Annotated in this window: 21 protein-coding genes and 1 tRNA gene; 7 read left to right on the forward strand and 15 right to left on the reverse strand. The window is 62.5% G+C overall.

From position 1 onward, the window contains the following. Positions 1 to 44: 44 nt before the first annotated feature. Positions 45 to 851, reverse strand: coding sequence for a phosphatidylcholine synthase (gene pcsA / locus NGM99_RS12760; RefSeq protein WP_252819484.1), 807 nt, complete (start codon positions 849 to 851; stop codon positions 45 to 47). Between the two features lie 209 nt (positions 852 to 1,060). Between pcsA and NGM99_RS12765 the strand changes: the two genes are divergently transcribed. Beyond that, entirely contained in the window at positions 1,061 to 2,233 is a 1,173-nt protein-coding gene (locus tag NGM99_RS12765; RefSeq protein WP_252819486.1) for a UbiH/UbiF family hydroxylase, read from the forward strand. A 122-nt stretch (positions 2,234 to 2,355) separates the two neighbouring features. Beyond that, positions 2,356 to 2,679 (forward strand): heat shock protein HspQ, encoded by a 324-nt coding sequence (hspQ, locus tag NGM99_RS12770; RefSeq protein ID WP_252819488.1) that lies wholly within the window; start codon positions 2,356 to 2,358, stop codon positions 2,677 to 2,679. Between the two features lie 62 nt (positions 2,680 to 2,741). On the opposite strand, the gene NGM99_RS12775 is transcribed toward hspQ, so the two are convergent. Then, positions 2,742 to 3,371 (reverse strand): invasion associated locus B family protein, encoded by a 630-nt coding sequence (locus tag NGM99_RS12775; RefSeq protein ID WP_252819490.1) that lies wholly within the window; start codon positions 3,369 to 3,371, stop codon positions 2,742 to 2,744. Between the two features lie 188 nt (positions 3,372 to 3,559). Here NGM99_RS12775 and NGM99_RS12780 point away from each other — a divergent pair, with 188 nt between their 5' ends. Then, positions 3,560 to 5,362, forward strand: a complete 1,803-nt coding sequence (locus NGM99_RS12780) for an extracellular solute-binding protein (protein ID WP_435371428.1) — start codon at positions 3,560 to 3,562, stop codon at positions 5,360 to 5,362. Next, positions 5,359 to 6,009 (forward strand): DsbA family oxidoreductase, encoded by a 651-nt coding sequence (locus NGM99_RS12785; RefSeq protein WP_252819492.1) that lies wholly within the window; start codon positions 5,359 to 5,361, stop codon positions 6,007 to 6,009. The genes NGM99_RS12780 and NGM99_RS12785 overlap by 4 nt, the downstream gene beginning before the upstream one ends. Here NGM99_RS12785 and mfd read toward each other — a convergent pair. Both mfd and NGM99_RS12795 read right to left on the reverse strand, forming a co-directional pair. Continuing rightward, the gene (mfd, locus tag NGM99_RS12790) at positions 6,006 to 9,509 is read right to left on the reverse strand and encodes a transcription-repair coupling factor (RefSeq protein WP_252819494.1); all 3,504 of its coding nucleotides are present in this window, start codon (positions 9,507 to 9,509) and stop codon (positions 6,006 to 6,008) included. The two genes, NGM99_RS12785 and mfd, sit on opposite strands and share 4 nt — an antisense overlap. 15 nt (positions 9,510 to 9,524) lie before the next feature. Beyond that, on the reverse strand, positions 9,525 to 9,788 hold the full coding sequence (locus NGM99_RS12795; RefSeq protein ID WP_252819496.1) for a succinate dehydrogenase assembly factor 2: 264 nt from the start codon (positions 9,786 to 9,788) through the stop codon (positions 9,525 to 9,527). Between the two features lie 76 nt (positions 9,789 to 9,864). Here NGM99_RS12795 and recG point away from each other — a divergent pair, with 76 nt between their 5' ends. Continuing rightward, on the forward strand, positions 9,865 to 11,973 hold the full coding sequence (gene recG, locus NGM99_RS12800) for an ATP-dependent DNA helicase RecG (RefSeq protein WP_252819498.1): 2,109 nt from the start codon (positions 9,865 to 9,867) through the stop codon (positions 11,971 to 11,973). Here recG and glmS read toward each other — a convergent pair whose 3' ends face one another. The 4 genes from glmS to NGM99_RS12820 all read right to left on the reverse strand — a co-directional run bounded on the left by glmS (position 11,974) and on the right by NGM99_RS12820 (position 16,183). Further along, positions 11,974 to 13,797 carry a glutamine--fructose-6-phosphate transaminase (isomerizing) gene (gene glmS / locus NGM99_RS12805; protein ID WP_252819500.1) on the reverse strand — a complete coding sequence of 608 codons (1,824 nt, stop codon included), beginning with the start codon at positions 13,795 to 13,797 and terminating at the stop codon, positions 11,974 to 11,976. 126 nt (positions 13,798 to 13,923) lie between these two features. Continuing rightward, positions 13,924 to 15,279, reverse strand: a complete 1,356-nt coding sequence (gene glmU, locus NGM99_RS12810) for a bifunctional UDP-N-acetylglucosamine diphosphorylase/glucosamine-1-phosphate N-acetyltransferase GlmU (protein ID WP_252820047.1) — start codon at positions 15,277 to 15,279, stop codon at positions 13,924 to 13,926. 47 nt (positions 15,280 to 15,326) lie between these two features. Further along, positions 15,327 to 16,061, reverse strand: a complete 735-nt coding sequence (locus tag NGM99_RS12815; RefSeq protein WP_252819502.1) for a cytochrome c biogenesis CcdA family protein — start codon at positions 16,059 to 16,061, stop codon at positions 15,327 to 15,329. Positions 16,062 to 16,107: 46 nt separating this feature from the next. Further along, positions 16,108 to 16,183 (reverse strand) — tRNA-Lys (locus tag NGM99_RS12820). Between the two features lie 193 nt (positions 16,184 to 16,376). On the opposite strand from NGM99_RS12820, the gene NGM99_RS12825 reads away from it, so the two are divergent. Next, on the forward strand, positions 16,377 to 16,877 hold the full coding sequence (locus NGM99_RS12825) for a BA14K family protein (RefSeq protein WP_252819504.1): 501 nt from the start codon (positions 16,377 to 16,379) through the stop codon (positions 16,875 to 16,877). A 30-nt stretch (positions 16,878 to 16,907) separates the two neighbouring features. On the opposite strand, the gene NGM99_RS12830 is transcribed toward NGM99_RS12825, so the two are convergent. The 4 genes from NGM99_RS12830 to NGM99_RS12845 all read right to left on the reverse strand — a co-directional run bounded on the left by NGM99_RS12830 (position 16,908) and on the right by NGM99_RS12845 (position 20,914). Beyond that, the gene (locus tag NGM99_RS12830; protein ID WP_252819506.1) at positions 16,908 to 17,666 is read right to left on the reverse strand and encodes a proteasome-type protease; all 759 of its coding nucleotides are present in this window, start codon (positions 17,664 to 17,666) and stop codon (positions 16,908 to 16,910) included. A 26-nt stretch (positions 17,667 to 17,692) separates the two neighbouring features. Beyond that, positions 17,693 to 18,487, reverse strand: a complete 795-nt coding sequence (locus NGM99_RS12835) for a transglutaminase family protein (protein ID WP_252819508.1) — start codon at positions 18,485 to 18,487, stop codon at positions 17,693 to 17,695. A gap of 11 nt (positions 18,488 to 18,498) precedes the next feature. Continuing rightward, entirely contained in the window at positions 18,499 to 19,440 is a 942-nt protein-coding gene (locus NGM99_RS12840; protein ID WP_252819510.1) for an alpha-E domain-containing protein, read from the reverse strand. Positions 19,441 to 19,501: 61 nt separating this feature from the next. Then, entirely contained in the window at positions 19,502 to 20,914 is a 1,413-nt protein-coding gene (locus NGM99_RS12845; RefSeq protein WP_252819512.1) for a circularly permuted type 2 ATP-grasp protein, read from the reverse strand. A 199-nt stretch (positions 20,915 to 21,113) separates the two neighbouring features. On the opposite strand from NGM99_RS12845, the gene NGM99_RS12850 reads away from it, so the two are divergent. Beyond that, a complete protein-coding gene (locus tag NGM99_RS12850) occupies positions 21,114 to 21,530 on the forward strand; it encodes a DUF4864 domain-containing protein (protein WP_252819514.1) in 417 nt (138 codons plus the stop codon). Positions 21,531 to 21,542: 12 nt separating this feature from the next. Here NGM99_RS12850 and tgt read toward each other — a convergent pair whose 3' ends face one another. From tgt to NGM99_RS12865, 3 genes are read right to left on the reverse strand one after another with little or no spacing between them, the layout of a single operon-like run. After that, positions 21,543 to 22,673 (reverse strand): tRNA guanosine(34) transglycosylase Tgt, encoded by a 1,131-nt coding sequence (gene tgt, locus NGM99_RS12855; protein WP_252819516.1) that lies wholly within the window; start codon positions 22,671 to 22,673, stop codon positions 21,543 to 21,545. Then, a complete protein-coding gene (gene queA / locus NGM99_RS12860; protein ID WP_252819518.1) occupies positions 22,670 to 23,731 on the reverse strand; it encodes a tRNA preQ1(34) S-adenosylmethionine ribosyltransferase-isomerase QueA in 1,062 nt (353 codons plus the stop codon). The genes tgt and queA overlap by 4 nt, the downstream gene beginning before the upstream one ends. Further along, a complete protein-coding gene (locus NGM99_RS12865; RefSeq protein ID WP_289852469.1) occupies positions 23,731 to 24,186 on the reverse strand; it encodes a DMT family transporter in 456 nt (151 codons plus the stop codon). The genes queA and NGM99_RS12865 overlap by 1 nt, the downstream gene beginning before the upstream one ends. Positions 24,187 to 24,189 lie beyond the last annotated feature (3 nt).

The following is a 24,189-nucleotide window of genomic DNA, read 5'->3' on the forward strand; positions in this document are numbered from 1 at the left end:
CTCGTCATGCGAAAAGGCAAGTGCGTGTTTTTCAGCGCAGCCCTTTATCCCTTACCTGTGATATCGACCGAACCATTCGCTGACGCTTTCCGGCCGAGGTTAGGGAACAATTGCATGACCCCGCCGATGCAGAAAAGATAGATTCCCGTTATTGCGATCCCGATCTTTGTGAAGATGTTCACATCCGCCTGCTCCACGCCAATCTGATAGTAGAAATGCGCGAGCGCGGCCTCTGCCAGCGCCAAGCCGCCGAAGGCGCACCACAGGAGCGTCATGCCGAGATTGAGGGGGCGCAACCGAACCACGCGCACCGGATGCAGGAAATTGATCGGCAGGAAGGTCAGGATGCCAGCGACGAGCACCACCGCGAATGAAACCCACTCGCCCGGCTCGATGATGAAAAGCGTGAAGACCACCATGTTCCAGACGACAGGGAAGCCCTTGAAGAAGTTCTCCTTCGTCTTCATGCCCGTGTCGGCATAGTAGATCGCGCTCGAGACGACGATGATCGCAGCCGACAGGAAAGACAGCCCCTCGCCCATGAAGCCACGTTGATAGAGCGCGAAGGCTGGGATGAGGACGTAGGTCACGTAGTCGATGACGTTGTCGAGGAGCTCACCCGACCAAGTCGGCAGAACTTCCTTGACCTCGAGCTTGCGGGCGATCGGGCCATCGATACCATCCACCAGGAGCGCCAGGCCGAGCCAGAAGAACATCGCCGTCCATCGCCCTTCGCTTGCGGCGACCAAGCTGAGAAAGGCCAGAAAAGAGCCGGACGCGGTCAGCAGATGGACCGAAAACGCCTTGGCTTGCGGTGCGGTGACCTTCTTCCGGCGGATCAATGGTTCCATAGGAAAACTCCGCAGCGCATCGGGTGAGCAGAAGGACGGCGCATGGCGCGGCCGTCGAGCAGCTGTGTCACGTGGCAATTCCCTTCCCTGCGGTGGTTGGACCCTAGCCACGAGCGGCGCGCGAACACAAGTGCGGCGGCCTTCTGCCTCAGCGGGATTGAACCCTTACCCCCAGCGCTTTAACTGCGATGCTTCACCGGGATCATGACATGACCGATCGCAGTTTCGACATCATGGTTGTAGGCGCAGGCCCTGTCGGCTCGCTGGCTGCGGTGGCGCTCGCAAGGCACGGTTTCGCGGTCGGACTGATCGGGCCGGAAGCTGCAACAGACCGGCGGACCACGGCCATCATGACGCCCGCGCTGCAGTGGCTGGACGAACTCGGGCTCGCCACGAAACTGCAGGTCGAAGGCGCGCCGCTGCGCGTGATGCGCATCGTCGATGCAACCACACGGCTGGTCCGCAGCCCGCCGGTGACGTTCCGCGCGAGCGAGATCGGTGAGGATGGGTTCGGCCTCAACGTCCCGAATGCCATCCTGAACCGCGATCTGGCCGATGCAGTGGCGCAGGAAGCGGGCATTGAGCGGCTTACCCTCTCAACGACACACTGGCTGATGGAAGGCGGCGAGGTTGCCGCCACATTGTCGGACGGAACGCTGGCAAAGGCCAAACTGGTCGTAGCCGCCGACGGCCGCATGTCGCCGGCACGTCAAGCAGCAGGTATCGGCCTATCGAAGGAAAGCTTGCCGCAAAGCGCGCTGGTGCTGAACTTCGCGCATAGTCGGGATCACGGCTACGTCTCGACGGAGTTCCATACGGAAACGGGTCCGTTCACGCAGGTTCCGCTGCCCGGACGGCGCTCGAGCCTGGTTTGGGTAGAAAATCCCGAACGTGCCGCTTCGCTCGAAAAGATGGGTGCCGACGAGCTGTCGCGCGCTGTCGAGAGCAAGATGCAGTCCATGCTGGGTGAGGTGAAGGTCGAGGATGGGCGGCAGGTCTATCCACTGAGTTCAGCCCTGCCCCGGGCCTATGCCGCGCGCCGCGTGATGCTCGCGGGCGAGGCTGCGCATGTGTTTCCGCCAATCGGAGCGCAGGGCTTGAATCTGGGCATCAGGGACATTCGCGATATCGTTTCCGTTGTAGAGAGCAATCGCGATGATCCGGGAAGCGATGGGGCGTTGTCCGCTTATGATCGAAAACGCCGGCTCGACGTGGTCAGCCGCAGTGCCGGTGTCGGCCTGCTGAACCGCTCTCTTTTGTCGGGCATGCTGCCGATGCAGATCGGAAGGCATGTGGCGCTTTCGGCGCTCGACCGTTGGGCGCCGCTGCGCGGCTTCGCAATGCGCATGGGGCTTGGCGGGGCGGGGCGGAAATCGGCTTAGTACCGGATTGATGGCCTCGTGCCCCGGTCCGCGGTCCCAATTCTTGGGGGATCAAGCGCCTACGCGTTGCGTTTAGGTGTGCCTGTCGTCAAAATAGCCGAAGGCACTTGGTTCAAACGTCGATGCGGACAGCGAAATTTCAGATCGGGCAGATCGTGCGGCACCGGATATTTCCGTTTCGCGGCGTGATCTTCGACGTTGATCCGGTCTTCAACAACACGGAGGAATGGTATGAAGCCATCCCTGCCGATGTGCGACCGCGCAAGGACCAGCCCTTTTACCATTTGCTGGCCGAAAACGAGGACACGGAATACATTGCCTATGTGTCCGAGCAGAATCTTCTGCCGGACCGATCCGATGAGCCGGTGCGGCATCCGCAGATCGGAGAGTATTTCGAGCAGATGCCGGACGGGCAGTTGAGGCCGCGGGATCAAGCCAAGCACTGAAGCGCAAAACGAAAGGGCCGCATCGCGCGGCCCTTTGTCATGTTGGATCCCAGCTTGCCGACTTACTGGCTCGCCTTCGCCTTTTCTTGCTCGTCCTTGAGCTTCTTGGCGAAGTCCTGGTTGTTCTTGCTCACGAAGTCCTGAAGCTTCTTCTGGCGGTCCGCGATATCGGACTGCTTGAGCGGCGCGCCGTCATAGGCGCCGGTGAAGCCCTTGAGCGAAACCTTGATCGGGTTCGGCTGGTTCTGGAAATTGACCGACGTCAGCGTCAGCTCGGTGCCCTTCTTGAACGTGCCGACAAGACCGTCGGTCAGCGCGATCTCGGCCACGCAGCGGTCCGGAAAGCAGATCACATAGTCGAGCTTCTGCGCCTTGCCGCCGTCAATCTGCAGGTTGATGCCGGGAGGCACGAGACGGCCGCTCGGCACGGTGACCTGGAACACGCGGCGCGTGACCTTGCCCTTGAGGTCGATCAGCGAAACGCCGGTCACGAGCTGGCCTGTGCTCGCGGTCACGATCTGCTGCACATTGCAGATGTCCACATCGTTCTGCTTCGTGCAGGCCTTGAACCAGCCCTCAGGAATACGCTGCTGCTGGGCTGCCGCAGGCTGCACATTGGCGACCGAAGCGAGACCCACAAGCGCGGCCACCGATAGCGCCGCACGCGAAATGTTGATGAACACGCTCGTCATCCCCTTTAGTTGCCTCCAAACTCTGGAAAGTCGGCGCTGCCGCCCTATTGCCCGCTCCCTCTCGCATGAATGAGGCAACAGGATGACTGGCCGTCTCGCCGCTCCTGCCGCCCCATGCCACTCTTCGACGGGTTGAAGCAAGCTATGCCGGCCATGCTAAGCAGGCACGAATCAAAAAAGCTGACGCCTTGAACCGTTTCCTGAAACCCATTCTGCCCACCTTGGCTTTCCTGGCGCTTGCCACGTTAGGCGTGCAGGCAGAGCCGCGCCACGGGATCGCGATGCATGGCGAACCGACCCTGCCTGCGACCTTTCAGCATTTCCCCTATGTGAACCCGGATGCGCCGAAGGGTGGGCGCGTGGCCTATGGCTGGCCGGGCACGTTCGACAGCGTGAACCCCTTCATCGTGCAGGGAAGCGCGGCGCGCGGCAGCCTCGATCTGATCTACGGCAATAACGTCTTCGACACGCTGATGATGCGTTCGGCCGACGAGCCGTTCACGCTCTACCCGCTGGTGGCTAAGACGGTCGAAACGGATGAGGCGCGCAGCTTCGTCGAATTCACCCTGGACGAGCGCGCGAAGTTTTCTGACGGACAGCCGATCACGCCCGAGGACGTGATCTTCACCGTCGAACTGCTGCGCGACAAAGGCCTGCCGCGCTATGGCGTGACCGCTCGCAAGATCGCGAAGATGGAAAAGGTCGGCGAGCGCAGTGTGCGCTTCACGTTCAACGAGCCCGACCGTGAGCTGCCGCTGATCCTCGGGCTGATGCCGGTGCTGCCCAGGCATGCGAACGATCCGGCGACATTCGGGCGTTCGACGCTGAAGCCGTTGGTCGGCAGCGGGCCCTATGTCTTGGAGAATGTTCGCCCGGGCGACAGCATCACGCTGCGCCGCAACCCGGATTATTGGGCAAAGGATTTGCCGTCCAAGCGCGGCTTCGACAATTATGATGAGATCCGCCTGACCTATTACCGGGACGAGAACGCGATGTTCGAAGCGTTCAAGGGCGGTCTGCTCGATGCCTTTATCGAGGGCAGCAGCGGACGCTGGAAGAGACAGTACAACTTTCCCGCCAAGTTGCGCGGTGACGTGGTTCAGGAGACATTCGACACCAAGCTCGCGTCGGGCATGCTCGGCTTTGTCATGAATACGCGCCGCGCGCCGTTCGACGATCGCGAGGTACGCCGCGCGCTAGCGAGCCTGTTCGATTTCGAATGGGCGAACCGCAACCTGCTTTCGAACGCCTACACGCGAACGCAGAGCTATTGGGACAATTCCGACCTTTCCTCGCATGGCGTGAAGGCAAGCGATGGCGAACGCAAACTTCTGGCACCGTTTCCCGATGCGGTCTCGGCGGACATCATGGATCACGGCTGGGACGCGCCTGTTTCGGATGGTACGGGACGCGACCGCAACTTCTTGCGCGCGGGCTTCGACAGGCTCAAGGCCGCCGGTTTTGCGATGCAGAACGGCCAGCTGACGGGAAAGAATGGTCGCGCGCTTTCCTTCGAACTGATGCTGAAGGGCCGTGACGGCGAGCAGTTGGCGAGCGCTTGGGCGGCGTCGCTTGCCCGGCTCGGCATCACCGTGACTATCCGCTCGGTTGATGCCTCGCAGTATCAGCTCCGGCTGAACGCCTATGACTACGACATGATCATGTTCAACTATACCTCATCGCTGTCGCCGGGTGTCGAACAGATGTCACGCTGGGGCTCGGCCTCACGCGACGTGAAAGGCACCTACAACTATGCCGGCGCCAACGATCCGGCGCTGGATGCCATGATCAATGCGATGCTCGCGGCAAAGGATCGCGAGAGCTTCCGAGATGCGACGCGCGCCTTCGACCGGGTACTCTTGAGCAACGCTTATGTGGTGCCCCTTTATTACCTGCCAGAGCAATGGCTTGGACATTGGTCGCGGATCGAGCGGCCGCAGGCGACGCCGATCTATGGCTATCAACTCCCGACCTGGTGGAGAAAACAATGACGCTGCGCATCGATGTCGTGTCGGATGTCGTCTGCCCGTGGTGCTTTCTCGGCATGAAGCGCCTCGATCGCGCGCTCGTGCAGGTGCCGGAAGCGAACGCGGTCGTCACTTGGAGACCGTTTCAACTCGATCCGAGCATCCCGCCGAACGGCCTCGATCGGCAGCAATATATGCAGGCGAAGTTCGGTTCGAGCGACAGGCTGCAGCAGATTCATGCGACGCTGGAACAGCTCGGTGCTGCCGAAGGCATCAGCTTCCGGTTCGATGCGATCACCCGCTCACCCAACACGCTCGACGCGCATCGGCTGATCCGCTGGGCCGGCGCCGAGGGCGAAGCCATCCAGCGCGATGTCGTGGCCGAACTGTTCTCGCGCTATTTCGAACAAGGGCAAGATATCGGCGATCATGACGTCCTGACGGACGTTGCCGAGAGGTCCGGCATGGCAACGGCCAACCTTGGCGAGCGTCTCACAAGCGCTGAGGATCGTGGTGCCGTACAGGCCGAAATCGCCGAGGCGCAAAGCAAGGGCGTTTCGGGCGTGCCCTTCTTTATCCTCGCCGGGCGCTACGCTGTTTCTGGTGCACAGGAGACGGCAGTTCTGGCCGATGCCATCGCCCAGATCGCTGCGATGCCGAAGGAGGCTTAGGCCGCGTCCTTCTTCTCCACCAACCTCGCCAGTTGCGTCATGACTACCGCTGAGCCCGCCAACCGCTTCTCGGGCGTCGCCCAATCGCGGATGAAGACCACGCTCTGATCGGGTCTGATTTTCGCCATCGAGCCCTGTTCGCCGATAAAGCGGACGAGGCCGGCAGGGTTCGAGAATTCGCGCTGGCGGAAGTGGACCACGACGCCTTTGGGTCCCGCATCGAGCTTTTCGACATTGGCCTTGCGGCACAGCGCCTTGATGAAGACGATCTTCAGCAGGTGCTGAACCTCTTCGGGCATCGCGCCGAAGCGATCCACCAGTTCCGCGCCGAACGCGTCGATGTCTTCGGGCGAGTCGAGCTCACCCAGGCGGCGATAGAGATTGAGGCGAAGCTGGAGGTCGGGCACGTAGGACTCGGGGATCATCACCGATGTGCCCACGGCGATCTGCGGTGACCAGCCACTGTCGGCCGCGTCTTCCTGTCCGCGCAATTCGGCGACGGCCTCCTCCAGCATCTGCTGGTAAAGCTCGAAGCCGACTTCCTTGATGTGGCCGGACTGTTCCTCGCCCAACAGGTTGCCGGCACCACGAATGTCGAGATCGTGGCTCGCAAGCTGAAAGCCTGCGCCGAGCGTGTCGAGCGATTGCAGGACTTTCAAGCGACGCTCAGCCGTCTGCGTCAAGGTACGGTTGGCTGGCAACGTGAAGAGCGCATAGGCGCGGACCTTCGAGCGGCCGACGCGGCCGCGCAACTGATAGAGCTGCGAGAGGCCGAACATGTCGGCACGGTGCACAATCATGGTGTTCGCAGTCGGCACATCAAGGCCAGATTCCACGATGGTCGTGGAGAGCAACACGTCGTACTGCCCGTCATAGAAGGCGTTCATGATGTCGTCGAGCTCGCCGGCCGGCATCTGGCCATTGGCGGTGGCGACCTTCAGTTCCGGCACCTGTTCCGCGAGAAAATCCTGAATTTCCTTCAGGTCGGAAATGCGCGGCACGACATAGAAGCTCTGCCCGCCGCGATAGCGCTCGCGCAGAAGCGTCTCACGGATCACGAGTGGATCGAAGGGCGAAATGAAGGTGCGCACCGCCATGCGATCCACAGGCGGCGTGGCGATCAGCGAGAGTTCGCGAACACCCGTGAGCGCCAGCTGCAGCGTGCGTGGGATCGGCGTGGCGGACAGCGTGAGCACGTGCACGTCGGATTTCAGCTCTTTCAGCCGCTCCTTGTGCTTCACGCCGAAATGCTGCTCCTCGTCGATGATCAGCAGGCCCAGATTCTTGAAGCTGACGCCACTGCCGAGCAGCGCATGGGTGCCGACGACGATATCGATCGTGCCATCCGTGATGCCCTTCTTGGTCTCGGCCAGCTCTTTCGTTCCGACGAGACGCGACGCTTGCCGCACCTTGACCGGCAGGCCGGCAAAACGCTGCGAGAATGTTTTGAAGTGCTGGCGTGCGAGAAGCGTGGTCGGCACGACCACCGCGACTTGGAAGCCTTCCAGTGCCGCAAGGAAGGCCGCACGCAAGGCCACCTCCGTCTTGCCGAAGCCGACATCGCCGCAGATCAGGCGATCCATCGGCTTGCCCGCCGTCAGGTCCTCGAAAACCGCGTCGATCGCGTTCTGCTGGTCGTCTGTTTCCTCATAAGGGAAGCGCGCCGAGAACTCGCCATAAAGGCCTTCGGGCGGGTTCATGACCGGTGCCTTGCGGGTCTGGCGTTCGGCTGCGAGCTTGATCAGACCGCCCGCCATATCAAGCAGGCGCCGCTTGAGGCGAGCCTTCCTCGCCTGCCAAGCGCCGCCGCCGAGCTTGTCGAGATGTGCTTCGGCAGAATCCGAGCCATATCGCGACAGAAGCTCGATATTCTCGACCGGCAGGAAAAGCCGGTCGTCGCCGGCATAGTGGATCTCCACGCAGTCGTGCGGCGCGCCCAGTGCTTCGATAGTCTTGAGGCCGATGAAGCGGCCGATGCCGTGATCGGCGTGAACCACGATGTCGCCCGCATTAAGCGAGGAGACCTCGGCGATGAAGTCCGAGCCCTTCTTGCGCCGCTTCGAGCGGCGCACGAGGCGGTCGCCTAGAATATCCTGCTCGGCTACGACAACGAAGCTGTCGGTCTCGAAACCCGCCTCGATGGGCAGGATGCCGAGCCCGGCCTCGTTCTTCGCGAGCTTGTCGAGCCCTGCGAGATTCTCGACCGATTTTAGCCTGCTTAAGCCGTGCTCGCCCATGATCTGGCTGAGGCGATCAAGCGAGCCTGCGGTCCAGCCGGCGAGCAGAACCTTGCGGCCCTTTGCGCGAATATCCGCGACGTGATCGACAGCCGCCTCGAAGACATTGGCTTCGGTATCCGCGCGCTCACGCTCGAAGCTGCGGCCCTCATGCGAGCTGGCGTGGTAAACCTTGCGCGCACTGCTTTCCGGCGTGTCGAAGGGCGAGAATTCGAGCAAGACACGGCGTTGCGCAACTGCCTGTGCTTCGTCCGGATCAAGGAACATCAGCGCGGGCGGGACCGGTTTGTAAGGCACAGAGTCCGCACCACCCAAGGTGCTTTGCTTCTGGCGCGCATCGAAGTGGTCGAGAATAAGCGTGTGACGCTCGCCCATCGCTTCGCGCGACAAGTGATCGAACACGACCGGCGCATCGGGCAGGTAGTCGAATAGCGTATCGAGCCGCTCGTAGAAGAACGGGAGCCAGTGCTCCATGCCGGCGAAGCGACGCCCTTCCGAGATCGCGGCATAGAGCGCATCGTCACGCGACGGCGCCCCGAAGGCCTCGATATAGTTACGGCGGAACCGTGCGATGGTGTCGGGCGACAGCGTGACTTCGGTCATCGCCTGCAAAGAGACCGATGTGCGCTGGCCCGTGGTGCGCTGGGTGGCCGGATCGAAGGCGCGGATAGTTTCGAGCGTGTCGCCAAAGAAGTCGAGACGAAGCGGTTCGTCGGCTCCCGGCGCGAACAGGTCGAGGATACCGCCGCGCACGGCATATTCGCCGACTTCACGAACCGTGCCGACGCGTTCGAAGGCGGCCGATTCGAGCCGCGCGATGAGCGTCGCCATCTCTACCTGATTGCCCGGCTTCGCATTGAAGCTCTGCGCCTCGATCAGATCGGCTGGTGGAATACGCTGAAGCAGTGCGTTGGCGGTCGTCAGAACGATGGCACGATGCGGTTTCCGGCGCAGCGCCGCGAGACCGGCCAGCGCTTCGAGACGACGCGCGGCGGCGTCGGCGCTCGGTGAGACGCGATCGTATGGCAGGCTATCCCAGCCGGGCAGTTCCAGCACAGGGATGTCGGGGGCTGCGAAGGCCAGCACATCGCGCAGATTGGGCAGGCGCTGACCGTCGCGAGCGACGAAGAGCAGCGGGCCATCCGGCGCAAGCTCAGCGGAGGCAGCGGCAAGTGCGAAGCCCGCGAAGCCATCGGCCACGCCGTCGAGGATGGACAGGCCGGGCTTGGCTTTGGCAAGGCCGATATCGGGAAGCAGCGTCATAAAGCAGGCGAACTTTTAGGACCGAATGGAAGCCTTGATGCGGTCGAGCAGGCTCTCGGCCCAGGCCGGCGGCGCGGCTCGCGCGCCCGTCACCCATCCGAGCAGCTCGGCATCAGGAATGTCGAGAAGGTTCTCATATTGTTCGAGTTCCGGCAGGGTCAAGGCACCGAGTTCGCGGTCGGCGAATGGGCCCAGGATCAAGTCCATCTCGCGCATGCCGCGATGCCACGAACGGAAGCGGGCGCGCTTGCGGCGCGGGTCGAGCTGATGAACATCCATGCCGCACGCACTATCCGAGGTCGTCCCCGCGCGCCAGCTTTGCAAGCATGGCCACTTGTCGCTAACTGAGCGCCGCATGCGCCCGACAATCCTCGATCCCCTGTTCGCACCGATCACCTCGCTTTCCGGCGTGGGTGAGAAGGTTGCCGGCCTGATCGAGCGCGTGGTGCCAGCCGATCTGGGCGGACGCCATGCGCGGGTCGCCGATCTGCTGTTCACCTTGCCGCATTCGGTGATCGACCGTCGCTTGCGGCCCGGCATCGCACTTTCGCCGGAAGGCGCGATCGTAACGCTCGACCTGCGCATCGACCGTCACCAGCCGCCGCCCCGCGGCAATCATTCGGTGCCCTACCGTGTCTTCGCGCATGACGACACCGGTGAAATCTCGCTGACTTTCTTTCGCGCACAGGGGCAGTGGCTCGAGCGGCAGATGCCGGTGGGCGAGCAGATGGTCGTCAGCGGGCGGATGGAATGGTTCAACGGGCGGCCGAACATGGTCCATCCGGACCATATCGCCAAGGCCGAGGATGCCGCTTCGCTGCCGCTCATCGAGCCGGTCTATCCCGGCACGGCTGGACTGTCCTCAAAGGTCCTGAAGCGCGCCATCGACCAAGCCCTGGGCCGGATACCCGCCCTGCCCGAGTGGCTGGATGGCGACGCGTTGCGCACGCATGCGCTGCCTGCCTTCAGCGCCGCTCTCAGCGCGCTCCATCATCCCGACGAACCGTCGGAAGCGGCTCCCGAAAGCAACGCATGGAAGCGGCTGGCCTATGATGAGCTGTTCGCGGGACAGATCGCGCTCGCTCTGGTGCGCGGGAGCACAAGGCGGGACAGCGGACGACGCATGGCACTGACGGGCGAGATCGCGGCTCGCATTCGCACGGCACTGCCTTTTCAGCTCACCCGTTCGCAGGAGCAGGCCGTGGCCGAGATCGATTCGGATCTGCGCTCTGACAACCGGATGCTGCGCCTGCTTCAAGGCGATGTCGGCTCAGGTAAGACGGCCGTGGCGCTGATGGCGATGGCGGGCGCGGCGGAGGCCGGGCGGCAGTCAGCGTTGATGGCGCCAACGGAAATCCTTGCGCGCCAGCATTTCGCGACGATCGGGCCGCTGGCCCAGAAGGCCGGCTTGCGTACGGCAATCCTGACGGGACGGGAAAAGGGCCGGGATCGCGCCGAGACGCTGGCTGGATTGGCTTCCGGCGAAATCCAGTTGATCGTCGGCACCCATGCTCTCTTTCAGGAACAAGTGGAGTTCCACGACCTCGGCCTCGCGATCGTCGATGAGCAGCACCGCTTCGGCGTGCATCAGCGGCTCGCCATGAACGCCAAAGGCGAGCAGCCGGATATGCTGGTGATGACGGCCACGCCGATTCCGCGCACTCTGGTGCTGACGGCGTTCGGCGACATGGAAGTGTCGCGTCTGACGGAGAAGCCTGCCGGGCGCCAGCCGATCCGAACAGTGTCCATGCCGGACGACCGTATCGGCGAACTCGTCGGGCGCATCGGGGACGCGATGGCGGATGGGCAGAAAGCGTACTGGATCTGCCCGCTGGTCGAAGAGTCGGAAGAGCTCGACCTGACGGCAGCACAGAAGCGGTTCGAATCCCTGCAGAAGGTATTCGGCGACGCGGTCGGCCTCGTTCACGGCAAGATGCACGGCCGCGACAAGGACGAGGCGATGCGGCGCTTCAAGGAAGGTGAAACGCGGCTGCTGGTAGCGACCACGGTCATCGAAGTCGGCGTCGATGTGCCGGATGCGACGATCATCGTGATCGAACATGCCGAGCGTTTCGGCTTGGCGCAGTTGCATCAGCTGCGCGGCCGCGTCGGGCGCGGATCGAAACCGTCTTCCTGCGTGCTCGTGTTCAAGGGGCCGCTCGGGGAGACGGCCAAACGGCGGCTCACTATCATGCGCGAGACCGAGGACGGTTTCCTGATTGCCGAAGAAGACCTCAAACTGCGCGGCGAAGGCGAGGTACTGGGCACACGGCAGTCGGGCACGCCGGGCTTCCAGATCGCGCGGCTAGACGTTCATCAGGACGTTCTGGCAATCGCGCGCGACGACGCACGACTGCTGCTCTCACGCGATCCCGAACTGCAATCGCCGCGCGGCCAATCCGTGCGGCTCCTGCTTCATCTTTTCGGTCGCGAGGAAGCCGTGCGCCTGCTCGATGCCGGCTGATTACTCGACGGTGACCGACTTCGCGAGATTGCGTGGCTGGTCCACATCAGTGCCCATGAAGACAGCGGTATAATAGGCCAGCATCTGGATCGGCAGTGCGTAGATGATCGGTGCGACGATCTCCGGCATATCCGGCAAGACGATGGTCTGCAGCGTCTCGACGGTCGCGTGTTCGGCGCCCCTCTTGTCGGTGATCAGGATGATCTTGCCGCCGCGCGCTGCAACTTCCTGCATGTTCGAAACCGTTTTCTCGAACACACGGTCGTGCGGGGCGATCACGATCACCGGCATGCTCTCGTCGATGAGTGCGATCGGCCCGTGCTTGAGTTCGCCGGCGGCATAGCCCTCGGCGTGAATGTAGGAAATCTCCTTGAGCTTCAGCGCGCCCTCGACCGCAAGCGGGTAGCTCGTGTCACGGCCGAGATAAAGCACGTGCTTGTAATGCGCGAGTTCGCGCCCGAGCGCTTCCAGCTGCGGCGCGAGCTTGAGCACCTGGCTCGCCAGACGCGGTGCTTCGGCCAACTCGCGCACGAGTTGTTCTTCGCCGGCATCATCCACCATGCCCCGCGCCTTGGCTGCATTCACGACGAGCGAAGCAAGAACGGAAAGCTGGCAGGTGAAGGCCTTGGTCGACGCGACGCCGATTTCCGGACCGGCAAGTGTCGGCAGAACGACGTTGGATTCACGCGCGATCGTCGATTCGCGCACATTGACGATGGCACCGATCGGCAAGCCGGCCTTGCGGCAGTAGCGCAGCGAAGCGAGCGTATCGGCCGTTTCCCCGGACTGCGAAACGAAGAGCGCCGCACTGCGCATCGAGAGCGGCATCTCGCGATACCGGAACTCGGACGCGATATCGATATCGACCGGCAGCTTGGCGATGCGCTCGAACCAGTATTTGCCGACCGAGCCCGCCAGAAACGCCGTGCCGCAGGCTGCGATGGCAAGACGATCGACCTTAGCGAAGTCGAATGGCAGATTGAGAGGTTTGGCGCGGTTGGTGGTAAAGTCGAGATAGTTCGCCAGCGTGTGCGAGATGACCTCGGGCTGCTGGTGGATTTCCTTTTCCATGAAATGGCGGTGGTTGCCCTTGTCCACCAGGAAGCTGGTGCCGATGGACTGCTGGCGCGTGCGCTCGACGGGCTGGCCGTCGATGTCGAAAATCCTTGCTTCGTCGCGGCGAACCACCACCCAGTCGCCATCCTCGAGATAGGTGATCGAATCGGTGAAGGGTGCAAGCGCGATAGCGTCGGAGCCCAGGAACATCTCATTGTTGCCGTGACCGATGGCGAGCGGCGGGCCGTTACGCGCGCCGACGATCAGGTTGTCGTCGCCTTCGAACATGATCGCCAGGGCGAAAGCTCCTTCGAGCCTGCGCAACGCGTTGTGCGCGGCCGCGACCGGTTCAATGCCCTTCGCAAGTTCGCGCGCAACGAGATGCGCGACCACTTCGGTGTCGGTCTGCGAGGAGAAGGCGTAGCCGTCGCGCCGCAATTCATCGCGCAGAGCGGCGAAATTCTCGATGATTCCGTTATGAACGATGGCCACGCCATTCGAGAAATGCGGATGGGCGTTGGTTTCGTTGGGCACGCCATGCGTCGCCCAGCGCGTGTGACCGATGCCGATCGAACCATCCAGCGGTTCCGCAGCCAGGCGGCGTTCCAGATTGATCAGCTTGCCCTCGGCACGCCGACGGCCTAGCGCGCCTTGATCGACAGTAGCGACACCAGCGGAATCATAGCCGCGATATTCCAAACGTTTCAGCGCATCCACGATGAGAGGCGCGACCGGCGCATGGCTGACGATGGCGACAATGCCGCACATAGAGAATATCCCCCGAAGGCCGCCCCCAAGCGGCATAAAGATCAGTCCGTCAGGCGGCTTTTAGTGGAGCGCGCGGCGCGGCGGGAAGTCAAATTTCATTGCGGCGTATGACAGCAACAATAAGGCTTAGACCTTCTTCGCTTTCGCGGCCGCACGTTGCTCGCGAAGCTCTCTGCCGCGTCCCGCTTTCGTCACCTGACGTGCCCGACCGAAGGCCAGTGCATCTGCCGGAACCTCATCCGTGACGACACTGCCCGAAGCGACATAGGCGCCGTCGCCGATCTTGATCGGTGCCACCAGTGCGGAGTTCGAACCGATGAAGACGTTCTCTCCGATATCGGTGAAAAACTTGGAATAGCCATCGTAATTGCAGGTGATCGTGCCGGCGCCGATATTCGAGCCGGCGCCCACGCGCGCATCGCCGATATAGGTCAGATGGTTGACCTTGGCGCCCGCCTCGACCACTGCCTTCTTGACCTCGCAGAAATTTCCGACCTTGGCCTTGCGCCTGAGTTCAGCGCCGGGGCGCAGGCGCGCATAAGGGCCGACCTCGCAGGCTTCATCGACGGTCGCGCCTTCAAGATGTGAGAATGCGTGGATCACGGCATGGCGGGCGACCGAGACGCCGGGCCCGAACCAGACATTCGGTTCCACCACCGTGTCTTGCCCGATGACCGTGTCGTAGGAGAAGAATACGGTTTCCGGCGCGATAAGTGTGACACCGTCGAGCATCATCGCGCGCCGCTTGCGCTGCTGCCAGATCTGCTCCGCTTCGGCAAGTTCGGCGCGATTGTTGATGCCGAGCACGTCCTCATAGGCACATTCGACGACCGCTGCACGATGGCCTGCCTCGTTCGCGAGCTCCACGATGTCGGTGAGGTAGTATTCGCCTTTGGCGTTCTGGTTGCCGATCTTGTCCAGCAGTTCCAGGACCAGCCGGCCGCTGATGGCCATAGCCCCGCCATTGCAAAGCTGGATCAGCTTTTCATCAGGCGAACAGTCCTTGTCTTCGCGGATCGCGAGGAGGTCACCGTCACGCTCGATCAGGCGGCCATAGCCCTGTGGGTTCATTGTACGAAAACCCAGCACCGCTACGGCTGCACCACCGAGAACGGCATCGCGCGCGCGGCCGAGCACGTCCGCCGTGATGAGAGGCGTGTCCCCAAATGTCACCAGCACGACGGACGGCGCACTGCTTAGCGCGTCACGCGCGGCGAGAGCAGCGTGAGCCGTGCCCTTGCGCTCAGCTTGCACGAAGGTCTTGTGCGTGCCAAGAAACTTACTTGCAGCATCGCGAACTTTCTCGACACCGTGACCGACGACTAGCGCAATATCGGATGCGCCCGCGGCCTCTACAGCTTTTGCCACATGGCCGAGCATCGGGAGACCGGCGATCGGGTGCAGAACCTTGGGCAGCGCGCTTTTCATGCGCGTTCCCTCTCCCGCTGCGAGAATCACTGCGAGCGTCGTATCCGTCATCACTATCTCCGACATCGGTGCCGGCTCATAGCATCGGCGCGCGCACGCGCCTAGCCGAGGCGCCCGAGCGCCGGGAAGGTTTCGAGTAGCCAGTAGGAAGCGGTGGCGACGCCGCCCGTCATGAAGAAGATGCCGGCGAGAACCAGAAGCGCGCCGATGGCCTTCTCCACTTGACCGAGATGCATCCGGAAGTGTCCGAGAAAGCGCATGAAAGCTTCTGAAAAGAAGGCCGCGATAAGGAACGGGATTCCGAGACCAAGCGAATAGGCGGCGAGCAGGAGCGCGCCTTCGCTGACCGTCTCTCGACCGCCCGCCAGTGTCAGAATCGGACCGAGCACCGGGCCGATGCAGGGCGTCCAGCCGAAGGCAAAGGCCAGTCCCATGAGATAGGCGCCCGCAACGCTCGCGGGCTTGCCCGGCGACTGAAATCGCGCTTCACGAGAAAGGAGCGGAATGCGCAGGACGCCGAGAAAATTCAGCCCCATCAGAATGATGACGATGCCCGCGCCGATCGCCAAAGGTTCCTGCCAGACGCGAAGAAGACGGCCGATGGTCGAGGCGCCTGCGCCGAGCGCGACGAAAACCGTCGAGAAGCCGAGGACGAAAGCGAAGGCCACACTGAGCAAAGCGCGTTGCGCATGGGACTTCTCGCCCGTGCGGAAGTCGTCGATGGAGACGCCCGCCATATAGCAGAGGTAAGGCGGCACCAGCGGCAGGACGCAGGGCGACAGAAACGAAAAGGCGCCGGCAACCACTGCGCTGGCAAGACCGACATCAATGGCCATGAACGAAAAGCGCCCTCGAAAACATGATGCTGACAGGGCGAAGGCTTGGTGAGCGCGCTGGGACTCGAACCCAGGACCTACAGATTAAAAGTCCGTTGCTCTACCAGCTGAGCTACGCGCTCGCGACAGCCGGTGAACCGCCGTCCGAATTGCGGCGGACCATATTGAGTCGAACCCAAAGGGTCAACGGCAGAAGCGTCGCATTTCAGCTGGTTCTGCAAATTAGCTCAAGCGAGCTAGCACGCTGGAACAAACCACTGAATCTTTCGTTGCGCAAACACAAGGGACGTCCAAAACGCTATCGAAGGAAACGTCATGAGAAAGCTTTCATCGAGCCTCTTCGCCGTGGGGCTCGCATTTGCCACCGCTTTGACCGGAGTGATGCCGTCGCAGGCTGCGCCGCGCGCGAGCACACCGACGCCAACGGTTGTCGCTGGTGACGCAGGTCTGGTTCAGGAGGTGCAGTGGGACCGCCGCGATGCCCGTCGCTATCGTGAGATGCGCCGCGCCGAACGGCGTTTCGACCGCAGGGCGGACCGTTATGAGCGTCGCCGCGACGGCTATTACCGCGGATACAGGGGCTATCGCGATCGCCGTGCCGGCTACCGTTACCACAATGGCTACTGGTTCCCGGCAGCCGCGTTCCTCGCGGGCGCATTGGCAACCGGCGCCATCGTGGACGCCAACCGTAACCGGGCCAGCGCCGGCAACTCGCATGTCGAGTGGTGCTACAACCGCTACCGTTCCTATCGCGCATCGGACAACACGTTCCAGCCGAACAGCGGTCCGCGTCGCCAGTGCGTGTCGCCCTACTGAGCGATCAAACTTCCCGTCAAACCCGCAGCTTCACCGCTGCGGGTTTTTCTTTGCCTCGGACTCATATCCGAAATCAGGAAGGCTCTTGAACGCGACCTTGAGCGCGTTGGACCATCCATCCGAAATTTTGCGATAATAAGGATCGTCAGCGCCGATCCGCTTTCGCAGACCGACCTTTAAGCTGTCGCGTTCGTAGAAGGTCATGTCGAGCGGGAGCCCGACGGATAGGTTCGATTTCAGCGTGGAGTCGAACGACACCATCAGGAGCTTTGCTGTTTCGGCGAAGCTCATATCGGGGTCATATGCCCGGATGATGATCGGCTTGCCGTATTTCGTCTCGCCGATCTGGAAGAATGGCGTGTCTTCCGTGCTCTCGATGAAATTGCCTTCGGGATAGATCATGAAAAGACGCGGCTCGGAGCCTTCGATCTGGCCACCGACGATCAGCGAAGCCTGAAACGCCTCGGCTTTGTGCCCCCCGCGCGCTGACCGGGCGATGACCTCGCGCAGCGTGTTTCCGACCAGAAGTGCTGTTTGATACATCGACGGCGTTTCGAGAAGCGTTTGCACGCGGTCCTTCGCTGCCTTCACGCGCTCGTCCAGCAGACTCACGACCGCCTGCGTCGTTGCGAGATTGCCGGCCGACATGATGACGATCACGCGCTCGCCGGGCTTCTCCCAGACATGCATCTTGCGAAAGGTCGAAATATTGTCGATGCCGGCATTGGTGCGGGTGTCCGACATGAACACCAAGCCGTTATTGATCTTCAATCCGATGCAGTAGGTCATTCGCTCCGCGCCTTCGTCGCGCGGGATTACTGCTCCACCGTGATCCGCACTGCAAGCTGTTCCTCACCACTTCCGACCCTGATGCCCGAAACCGGCATCGCATCGCGGTAATCGCGTCCGATCGCGACGCGCACATAGGCTTCGTCCGGCGAGATGCCGTTGGCGACATCGAATGCGACCCAACCGAGTTGCGCGACATGGGCCTCGGCCCATGCATGGGAGGCCGCCTGCTCCGTGTCAGCCATCTTCAGGTAGCCGCTGACGTAGCGCGCCGGAAATCCGAGCCGCCGGGCGGCGGCGATGAAGATGTGAGTGTGGTCCTGACACACGCCCTCGCCCCGCTCGATGGCCTCCTCGGCTTTCGTTTCCGCGTCCGTCACGCCGGCATTGTACGCGACACGCTCGCGTATGGACCCCATCAGGTGATGCAATCGCGAAATGTCGTCACCCTTGGATACGACCGATGCAGCGATCGAACTCACCCCCTCACCGGCCTCCGTCAGTTGCGTGTCCGACTGGAACAACCAGAGCGGCGCAAATCCGCGATGGGGACCACTGACACCGGCGGTATCCGTCGTTTCGACAGTGCCGCTCGCTTCAATGGCGATCAGTTGCGGCTCGCCTTCGACGCTGATGAGACGGGTGTCGTTGCCGAACTGGTCGCCGAAGCGCAGTTGCTCCCGCCCTCCGGTGATAGCGAGTGTCCAGGGTCCGACCTTTTGCGTCGAGCCGTTTGGCGGCATGAGGCGCAGGCGCTGAAGCGCGTAAGCAACAGGCGCGTCATAGCGATACTCTGTCCGGTGCGTGATCTTGAGCCGCAAGCCGGATCTCCTCAATAAAACTGGAAATCGCTGGCGAGCTGGTCGCTCAGCTGATTGTTGTCGCGGATGAAGTCCGACAAGAACTCATGCAGCCCCGCGTCGAAAATATCCTTGATCGTGCTGTTCGAAAGCTTCGCGTAGGTCGTCTCGGCAGTCGCGTGGCACGCATGGCGGACGCCGTAATCCTGGCTGAGAAAGCGTAGGCTCTCAGTGAGGTAGCGGTAGCAGAAGGCCAGGGAGCGCGGCATCCGCCCATTGAGAATCAGATAGTCCGCGATCTGTCGCGGCTTGTAGTCGCCCTCGTAGAGCCAGCGATAGGAACGATGCGCCGCAACCGAGCGGAGGATCGATTCCCACTGTGAGGTGTCGAGCGTCGAACCGACCCACGAGATCGAAGGCAGCAGAACATAGTACTTCACATCGAGGATGCGCGCCGTGTTGTCGGCGCGCTCCACGAATGTGCCGAGCTGGCAGAAGTCGAAAATCTCGTTGCGCAGCATGGTGCCGTGGAAGGAGCCGCGGATCAGCGCCGTCTCGCGCTTGATGGCATCGAGGACGCTTGGCAGGTCACGCTCGTCAATGGGGTCGGCAAGCATGCGCTTGAGCGACATCCAGGCTTCGTTGATGCTTTCCCATGTTTCGCGCGTAAGGGCGGTGCGCACAGCCCGGCCGTTCTGGCGGGCGTTTTCGATTGAGGACAGCACGCTCGAGGGATTGGCCGGGTCGCGCAGCAGAAAGTCGGTCACCGGTCCGACCTCGAACTGGTCGTATTTCTCGCGATAGGCGTTTTCCGCGCCGGCGCTGACGATGACCGAAGCCCACTCCTCCGCCGATGACTGCGAGCGTGTCAGCGCCATGCGCAAGCCGGCATCGACCAGACGCGCCATGTTCTCGGCGCGCTCAATGTAGCGGTTCATCCAGTAAAGGCCGTTGGCGGTGCGACCAAGGAGCATGAATCAGGCGGCCTTGCGAAATGAGAGGCGATTGCGGCTTTGGCAGGCGTGACGCATGCGTTCAGTCATCCAGCACCCACGTATCCTTCGTGCCGCCGCCCTGACTGGAATTGACCACCAGGGACCCTTCCTTCAGCGCCACGCGTGTCAGTCCGCCGGGCACGATCTGGATACGGTCGGAAACGAGAACGAAAGGCCGTAAATCGACATGGCGTGGCGCGAGACCCGCATCCGTGTAGATCGGGCATGTCGAGAGCGAGAGTGTCGGCTGAGCGATGTAGTTCGATGGGTTCGATTTGAGTTTCGCAGCGAAGGCGTCCTGCTCCACTTTCGTGGAAGTCGGCCCTACCAGCATGCCGTAGCCGCCCGAGCCGTGCACTTCCTTGACCACCAGTTCGCCCAGATGTTCGAGAACGTATTTCAGGCTGTCCGCTTCCGAACAGCGCCAGGTCGGCACATTCTTCAACAGCGCCTTTCGCCCGGTGTAGAACTCCACGATCTCGGGCATGTATGAATAGATCGCTTTGTCGTCAGCGATACCGGTTCCCGGTGCATTGGCAATGGTGACGTTGCCCGCGCGATAGACATCCATGATGCCGGCGACACCGAGGGCCGAGTCGGGTTTGAAGGTCAGCGGGTCGAGATAGGCGTCGTCGACCCGGCGATAAAGAATGTCGATCTGCTTGTATCCCTCGGTCGTGCGCATCGCGACATGGCCGTCCACCACCCGCAGATCCTGCCCCTCGACCAATTGCACGCCCATCTGGTCGGCGAGAAACGCGTGCTCGAAATAGGCCGAGTTGTAGGAGCCGGGGGTCAGCACGGCGATCGTCGGCTGGGACGACGAGCCTTCCGGACGGGTCGCGGAAAGAGACTGGCGCAGGAGCTGCGGGTAGTTCTCGACTGGTCGCACCTTCACCTTCTGAAACAGCTCGGGAAAGAGCTGCATCATGGTTTCGCGATTCTCGAGCATATAGGACACGCCAGAGGGCGTGCGGGCGTTGTCCTCGAGCACGAAGAACTCGTCTTCGCTCGTGCGCACGACGTCGATGCCGATGATGTGGGTATAGACACCGGCCGGCGGGCGAACGCCGATCATTTCCGGCAAAAACGCCGCGTTGCGCGCGATCAGATCCTTCGGAATGCGCCCTGCCCGCAGGATTTCCTGCCGGTGATAGATGTCGTCCAGAAAGGCGTTGATCGCCTGCACGCGCTGCTCGATGCCGAGCGTCAGCCGCCGCCATTCGGCGCCTGATATGATGCGCGGTACGATGTCGAAGGGGATCAGTCGTTCTGCGGCGTCCTCCTCGCCATAAACGGCGAATGTGATGCCGGTCTTACGGAAGACGCGCTCAGCGTCACGCATCTTGTCCTGAAGGCGCTGGGCCTGCTGAGTCTGCAGCCAACGATCGTAACCGGTATAGGGCTTCCGCAAGCCGTCTACCTGCGGAAGCATCTCATCGAATGCCGTCAAGCCATGTCTCCCATTGGCGCTTATTCCATTTCGCAAATGCGAAAAAAGCAAGCATGTTTAAGCGCCTCGCGAGCTTCCCCGCGTGAGTTTTTGCTGCGCCGGCTCAATCGGCCAATTGAAACTCAACGAGCGGGATGCACGTATCCCTTTCGGACGCTTCACGTAGAAACGGCGCCAGGGTGACATAGAGGAGAATGCGATGCGCAGCCTTCTTGCGGCGATCGGCTTTTCACTTGCTTCCACAGCACTCGCTCAGGCGGGCGATGCCGAGGTGAAGGCCGCGCAGAATACGATCGAAATGCAGATGGACGCCTTCCGTGCCGGCGACGGGGTGCGTGCATACAGCTACGCCGCGCCGACCATCCAGAATATCTTCCGCACGCCCGACCTTTTCATGAGCATGGTGACGAACGGCTATCCGCCGATCCGCAATCCGCAACAATACTCTTTCGGCGCGGTGGAAGAAGCGGCGAACGGCACGATTGCCCAGCGTGTGATGGTGACCGGGCCCGACGGCAAGGAATATGAGGCGCTCTACCAGCTTCAGCGCCAGCCCGACGGCATGTTCCGCATCATCGGCGTCAGCCTGAAGGCCGCGAACACCATCGGGGCGTGACGTGTCATCCGATCAGCGTGGCGGGATATCGCCCCGCGCCCAACCTTCACTGATCCGAGCCGCCATATCCACGAATTTGCCCGACGCGATGCCGTCGCGGATTTCGGCCATCAGGCTCTGGTAGTAGGCAAGGTTGTTCCAGGTCAGCAGCATCGCGCCGAGCGCTTCGTTCGAGCGGACCAGATGGTGGAGGTAGGCGCGTGAGTAGTCACGCGCGGCAGGGCAAGTGCTTTCCTCGTCCAGCGGGCGCGGATCATCCGCGTGGCGCGCGTTCTTGAGGTTGATCTTGCCAAACCGCGTATAGGCGAGGCCGTGGCGGCCGGCGCGGGTCGGCATCACGCAGTCGAACATGTCGATGCCGCGCGCGACACTTTTCAGGATGTCGTCCGGGGTGCCGACGCCCATGAGATAGCGCGGCTTGTTCTCCGGCAGTTCGGGACAGGTGATCGACAGCATATCGAGCATCACCGCCTGCGGCTCGCCGACGGCGAGGCCGCCAACGGCATAGCCTTTCAGGTCCATGCTGTTCAGCGCCTGAGCCGACTTCACCCGCAGTTCGGGCACGTCGCCGCCTTGGACGATGCCGAACATCGCCTTGCCGGGCTGGTCGCCAAATGCAGTCTTGCAGCGCTCGGCCCAACGCAGCGACAGCTCCATCGCGCGCTGAACCTCGGCAGGCTCGGCCGGCAGCGCGATGCATTCGTCGAGCTGCATCTGGATATCGGAGTCGAGCAGGCCCTGAATTTCGATGGAACGCTCCGGGCTCATCTCGTGCTTGGCGCCGTCGATATGGGAGCGGAAGACGACGCCGCGCTCGTCCAGCTTGCGCAGCCCCGAGAGTGACATGACCTGAAATCCGCCGGAGTCGGTCAGGATCGGGTGCGGCCATCGCGCGAAGTCGTGCAGCCCGCCGAGCCGGGCGACCCGCTCGGCGCCGGGGCGCAGCATCAGGTGGTAAGTGTTGCCGAGAATGATGTCCGAGCCGAGGTCTCGGACCTGATCGAGATACATGGCTTTTACCGTGCCGCCAGTGCCCACCGGCATGAAGGCGGGGGTGCGGACATTGCCGCGCGGCATGGAAATCTTGCCGCGCCGCGCGCCGCCGTCGGTCGCGAGCAGCTTGAAAGTGAACTGGTCGGTCATTGGCTGTCTTGCCGGAAAAGAAGACTGGCGTCGCCGTAGGAGTAGAAGCGGTAGCCGGTTTCGATCGCGTGCGCGTAAGCCGCGCGCATCGTTTCCAGCCCGGAGAAGGCGGAGGCGAGCATGAACAGCGTCGAGCGCGGCAGATGGAAGTTGGTCATCAGCATGTCCGGCACGCGGAAGCGGTAACCGGGCGTGATGAAAATCTCTGTTGCACCTTCCCAGGCCTCGATCGTGCCGTCAGGCTGAGCCGCACTTTCCAGCAGGCGAAGCGAGGTGGTGCCGATTGCGACGACCCTTCTGCCTTCGCGCTTCGCCCTCATGATGCGGGCGGCGACCTCGGCTGAGATATGGCCACGCTCTGCATGCATGTGGTGGTCATCGGTATCGTCGGCCTTGACGGGCAAGAAGGTCCCCGCGCCCACGTGGAGCGTGAGGAAGCAATGCTCGACGCCGCGCTGGGACAGCTTTTCGAAGAGCTGAGGTGTGAAGTGCAGGCCGGCGGTCGGAGCGGCGACCGCACCTTCCTCGCGCGCATAAACGGTCTGGTAGTCGTGCCGGTCCTGCGCGTCGTCCGGACGCCTGCTCGCGATATAGGGCGGGAGTGGCACATGGCCGACTTCGGCGATAGCCCGGTCGAGCGCGGGTCCGGACACCGAGAAGCGGAGCGTCGCCTCGCCTGCATCACCTTTGGCAGCGACTGTCGCGGTGAGCGTGTCACCATCACCGAAAGTAATGGTGTCGCCTTCGGCCACTCGCTTGGCCGGGCGCAGGAAGGCTTTCCAGCAGTCATCCGACACGCGCATGTGCAGCGTCGCCTCGACGCGCGCGCTGGCTTCGCCGCGATGGCGCAGACCTTCAAGCTGGGCGGGAATGACCTTGGTGTCGTTGAAGACAAGCAGATCGCCGGGCTCGAGCAGGTCAGGCAGATCGCCGACATGGCGATCCGCAAGCCCATCGCCCGGCTTCACGACGAGCAGTCGTGCAGCTTCGCGGGGCTCAGCGGGCCGGAGTGCGATGCGCTCGTCCGGCAACTCGAAATCGAACGCGTCGACGCGCATCAGGTCAAACGGATGAGAAGCGCGCCGCAGAGAAGCAGAACGGCGCCGGTGATGCGGCCGAGGGAGATCTCGCGCACGGCCACGCCCATGAAGCCGATGCGGTCGATCAGCAGTCCCGCCAGAAGCTGGCCGGTGACGGCGAAAGCCATCACGGCGGCGGCACCCACTTTAGGCACAAGAAGAATGGCGACCGTCACGTAGAATGCGCCGAGAACGCCGCCCGCGAAGAACGTCCATCCAGCGGGTGCGCGCAGGTCGATGCTCTCACCCTGCCACCAGATGAAGCCGAGCGAGACCAGCGCGAGAAGAACCGCGCCGGAAAAGAAGGAAAAGCCGGCAGCGGCCGAAGGCAGGCCGAGACCGCGCCCGAGCGCCGTATTGATCGGCGCCTGGACGGCAATGGCGGCGCCCGCGAGGACGCCGAGCACTGCCCAGAGGAAATTCGCCACCGGCATAAC

The sequence above is a fragment of the Mesorhizobium liriopis genome (assembly GCF_024053505.1).
Classification (GTDB): domain Bacteria; phylum Pseudomonadota; class Alphaproteobacteria; order Rhizobiales; family Rhizobiaceae; genus Mesorhizobium_B; species Mesorhizobium_B liriopis.

Coding starts and splice junctions, on each gene's coding strand:
- NGM99_RS12825 (WP_252819504.1), top strand. CDS start 16,377: ATGAGAAAGCTTTCATCGAGCCTCTTCGCCGTGGGGCTCGCATTTGCC.
- hspQ (WP_252819488.1), top strand. CDS start 2,356: ATGCGGACAGCGAAATTTCAGATCGGGCAGATCGTGCGGCACCGGATA.
- queA (WP_252819518.1), bottom strand. CDS start 23,731: ATGCGCGTCGACGCGTTCGATTTCGAGTTGCCGGACGAGCGCATCGCA.
- NGM99_RS12840 (WP_252819510.1), bottom strand. CDS start 19,440: ATGCTCCTTGGTCGCACCGCCAACGGCCTTTACTGGATGAACCGCTAC.
- recG (WP_252819498.1), top strand. CDS start 9,865: ATGCGCCCGACAATCCTCGATCCCCTGTTCGCACCGATCACCTCGCTT.
- pcsA (WP_252819484.1), bottom strand. CDS start 851: ATGGAACCATTGATCCGCCGGAAGAAGGTCACCGCACCGCAAGCCAAG.
- NGM99_RS12815 (WP_252819502.1), bottom strand. CDS start 16,061: ATGGCCATTGATGTCGGTCTTGCCAGCGCAGTGGTTGCCGGCGCCTTT.
- NGM99_RS12785 (WP_252819492.1), top strand. CDS start 5,359: ATGACGCTGCGCATCGATGTCGTGTCGGATGTCGTCTGCCCGTGGTGC.
- NGM99_RS12765 (WP_252819486.1), top strand. CDS start 1,061: ATGACCGATCGCAGTTTCGACATCATGGTTGTAGGCGCAGGCCCTGTC.
- NGM99_RS12775 (WP_252819490.1), bottom strand. CDS start 3,371: ATGACGAGCGTGTTCATCAACATTTCGCGTGCGGCGCTATCGGTGGCC.
- tgt (WP_252819516.1), bottom strand. CDS start 22,673: ATGACCGACCAGTTCACTTTCAAGCTGCTCGCGACCGACGGCGGCGCG.
- NGM99_RS12830 (WP_252819506.1), bottom strand. CDS start 17,666: ATGACCTACTGCATCGGATTGAAGATCAATAACGGCTTGGTGTTCATG.
- NGM99_RS12865 (WP_289852469.1), bottom strand. CDS start 24,186: ATGCCGGTGGCGAATTTCCTCTGGGCAGTGCTCGGCGTCCTCGCGGGC.
- NGM99_RS12795 (WP_252819496.1), bottom strand. CDS start 9,788: ATGGATGTTCATCAGCTCGACCCGCGCCGCAAGCGCGCCCGCTTCCGT.
- mfd (WP_252819494.1), bottom strand. CDS start 9,509: ATGACGCTGCTTCCCGATATCGGCCTTGCCAAAGCCAAGCCCGGCCTG.
- glmS (WP_252819500.1), bottom strand. CDS start 13,797: ATGTGCGGCATTGTCGCCATCGTCAGCCATGCGCCGGTCGCGCCTCTC.
- NGM99_RS12850 (WP_252819514.1), top strand. CDS start 21,114: ATGCGCAGCCTTCTTGCGGCGATCGGCTTTTCACTTGCTTCCACAGCA.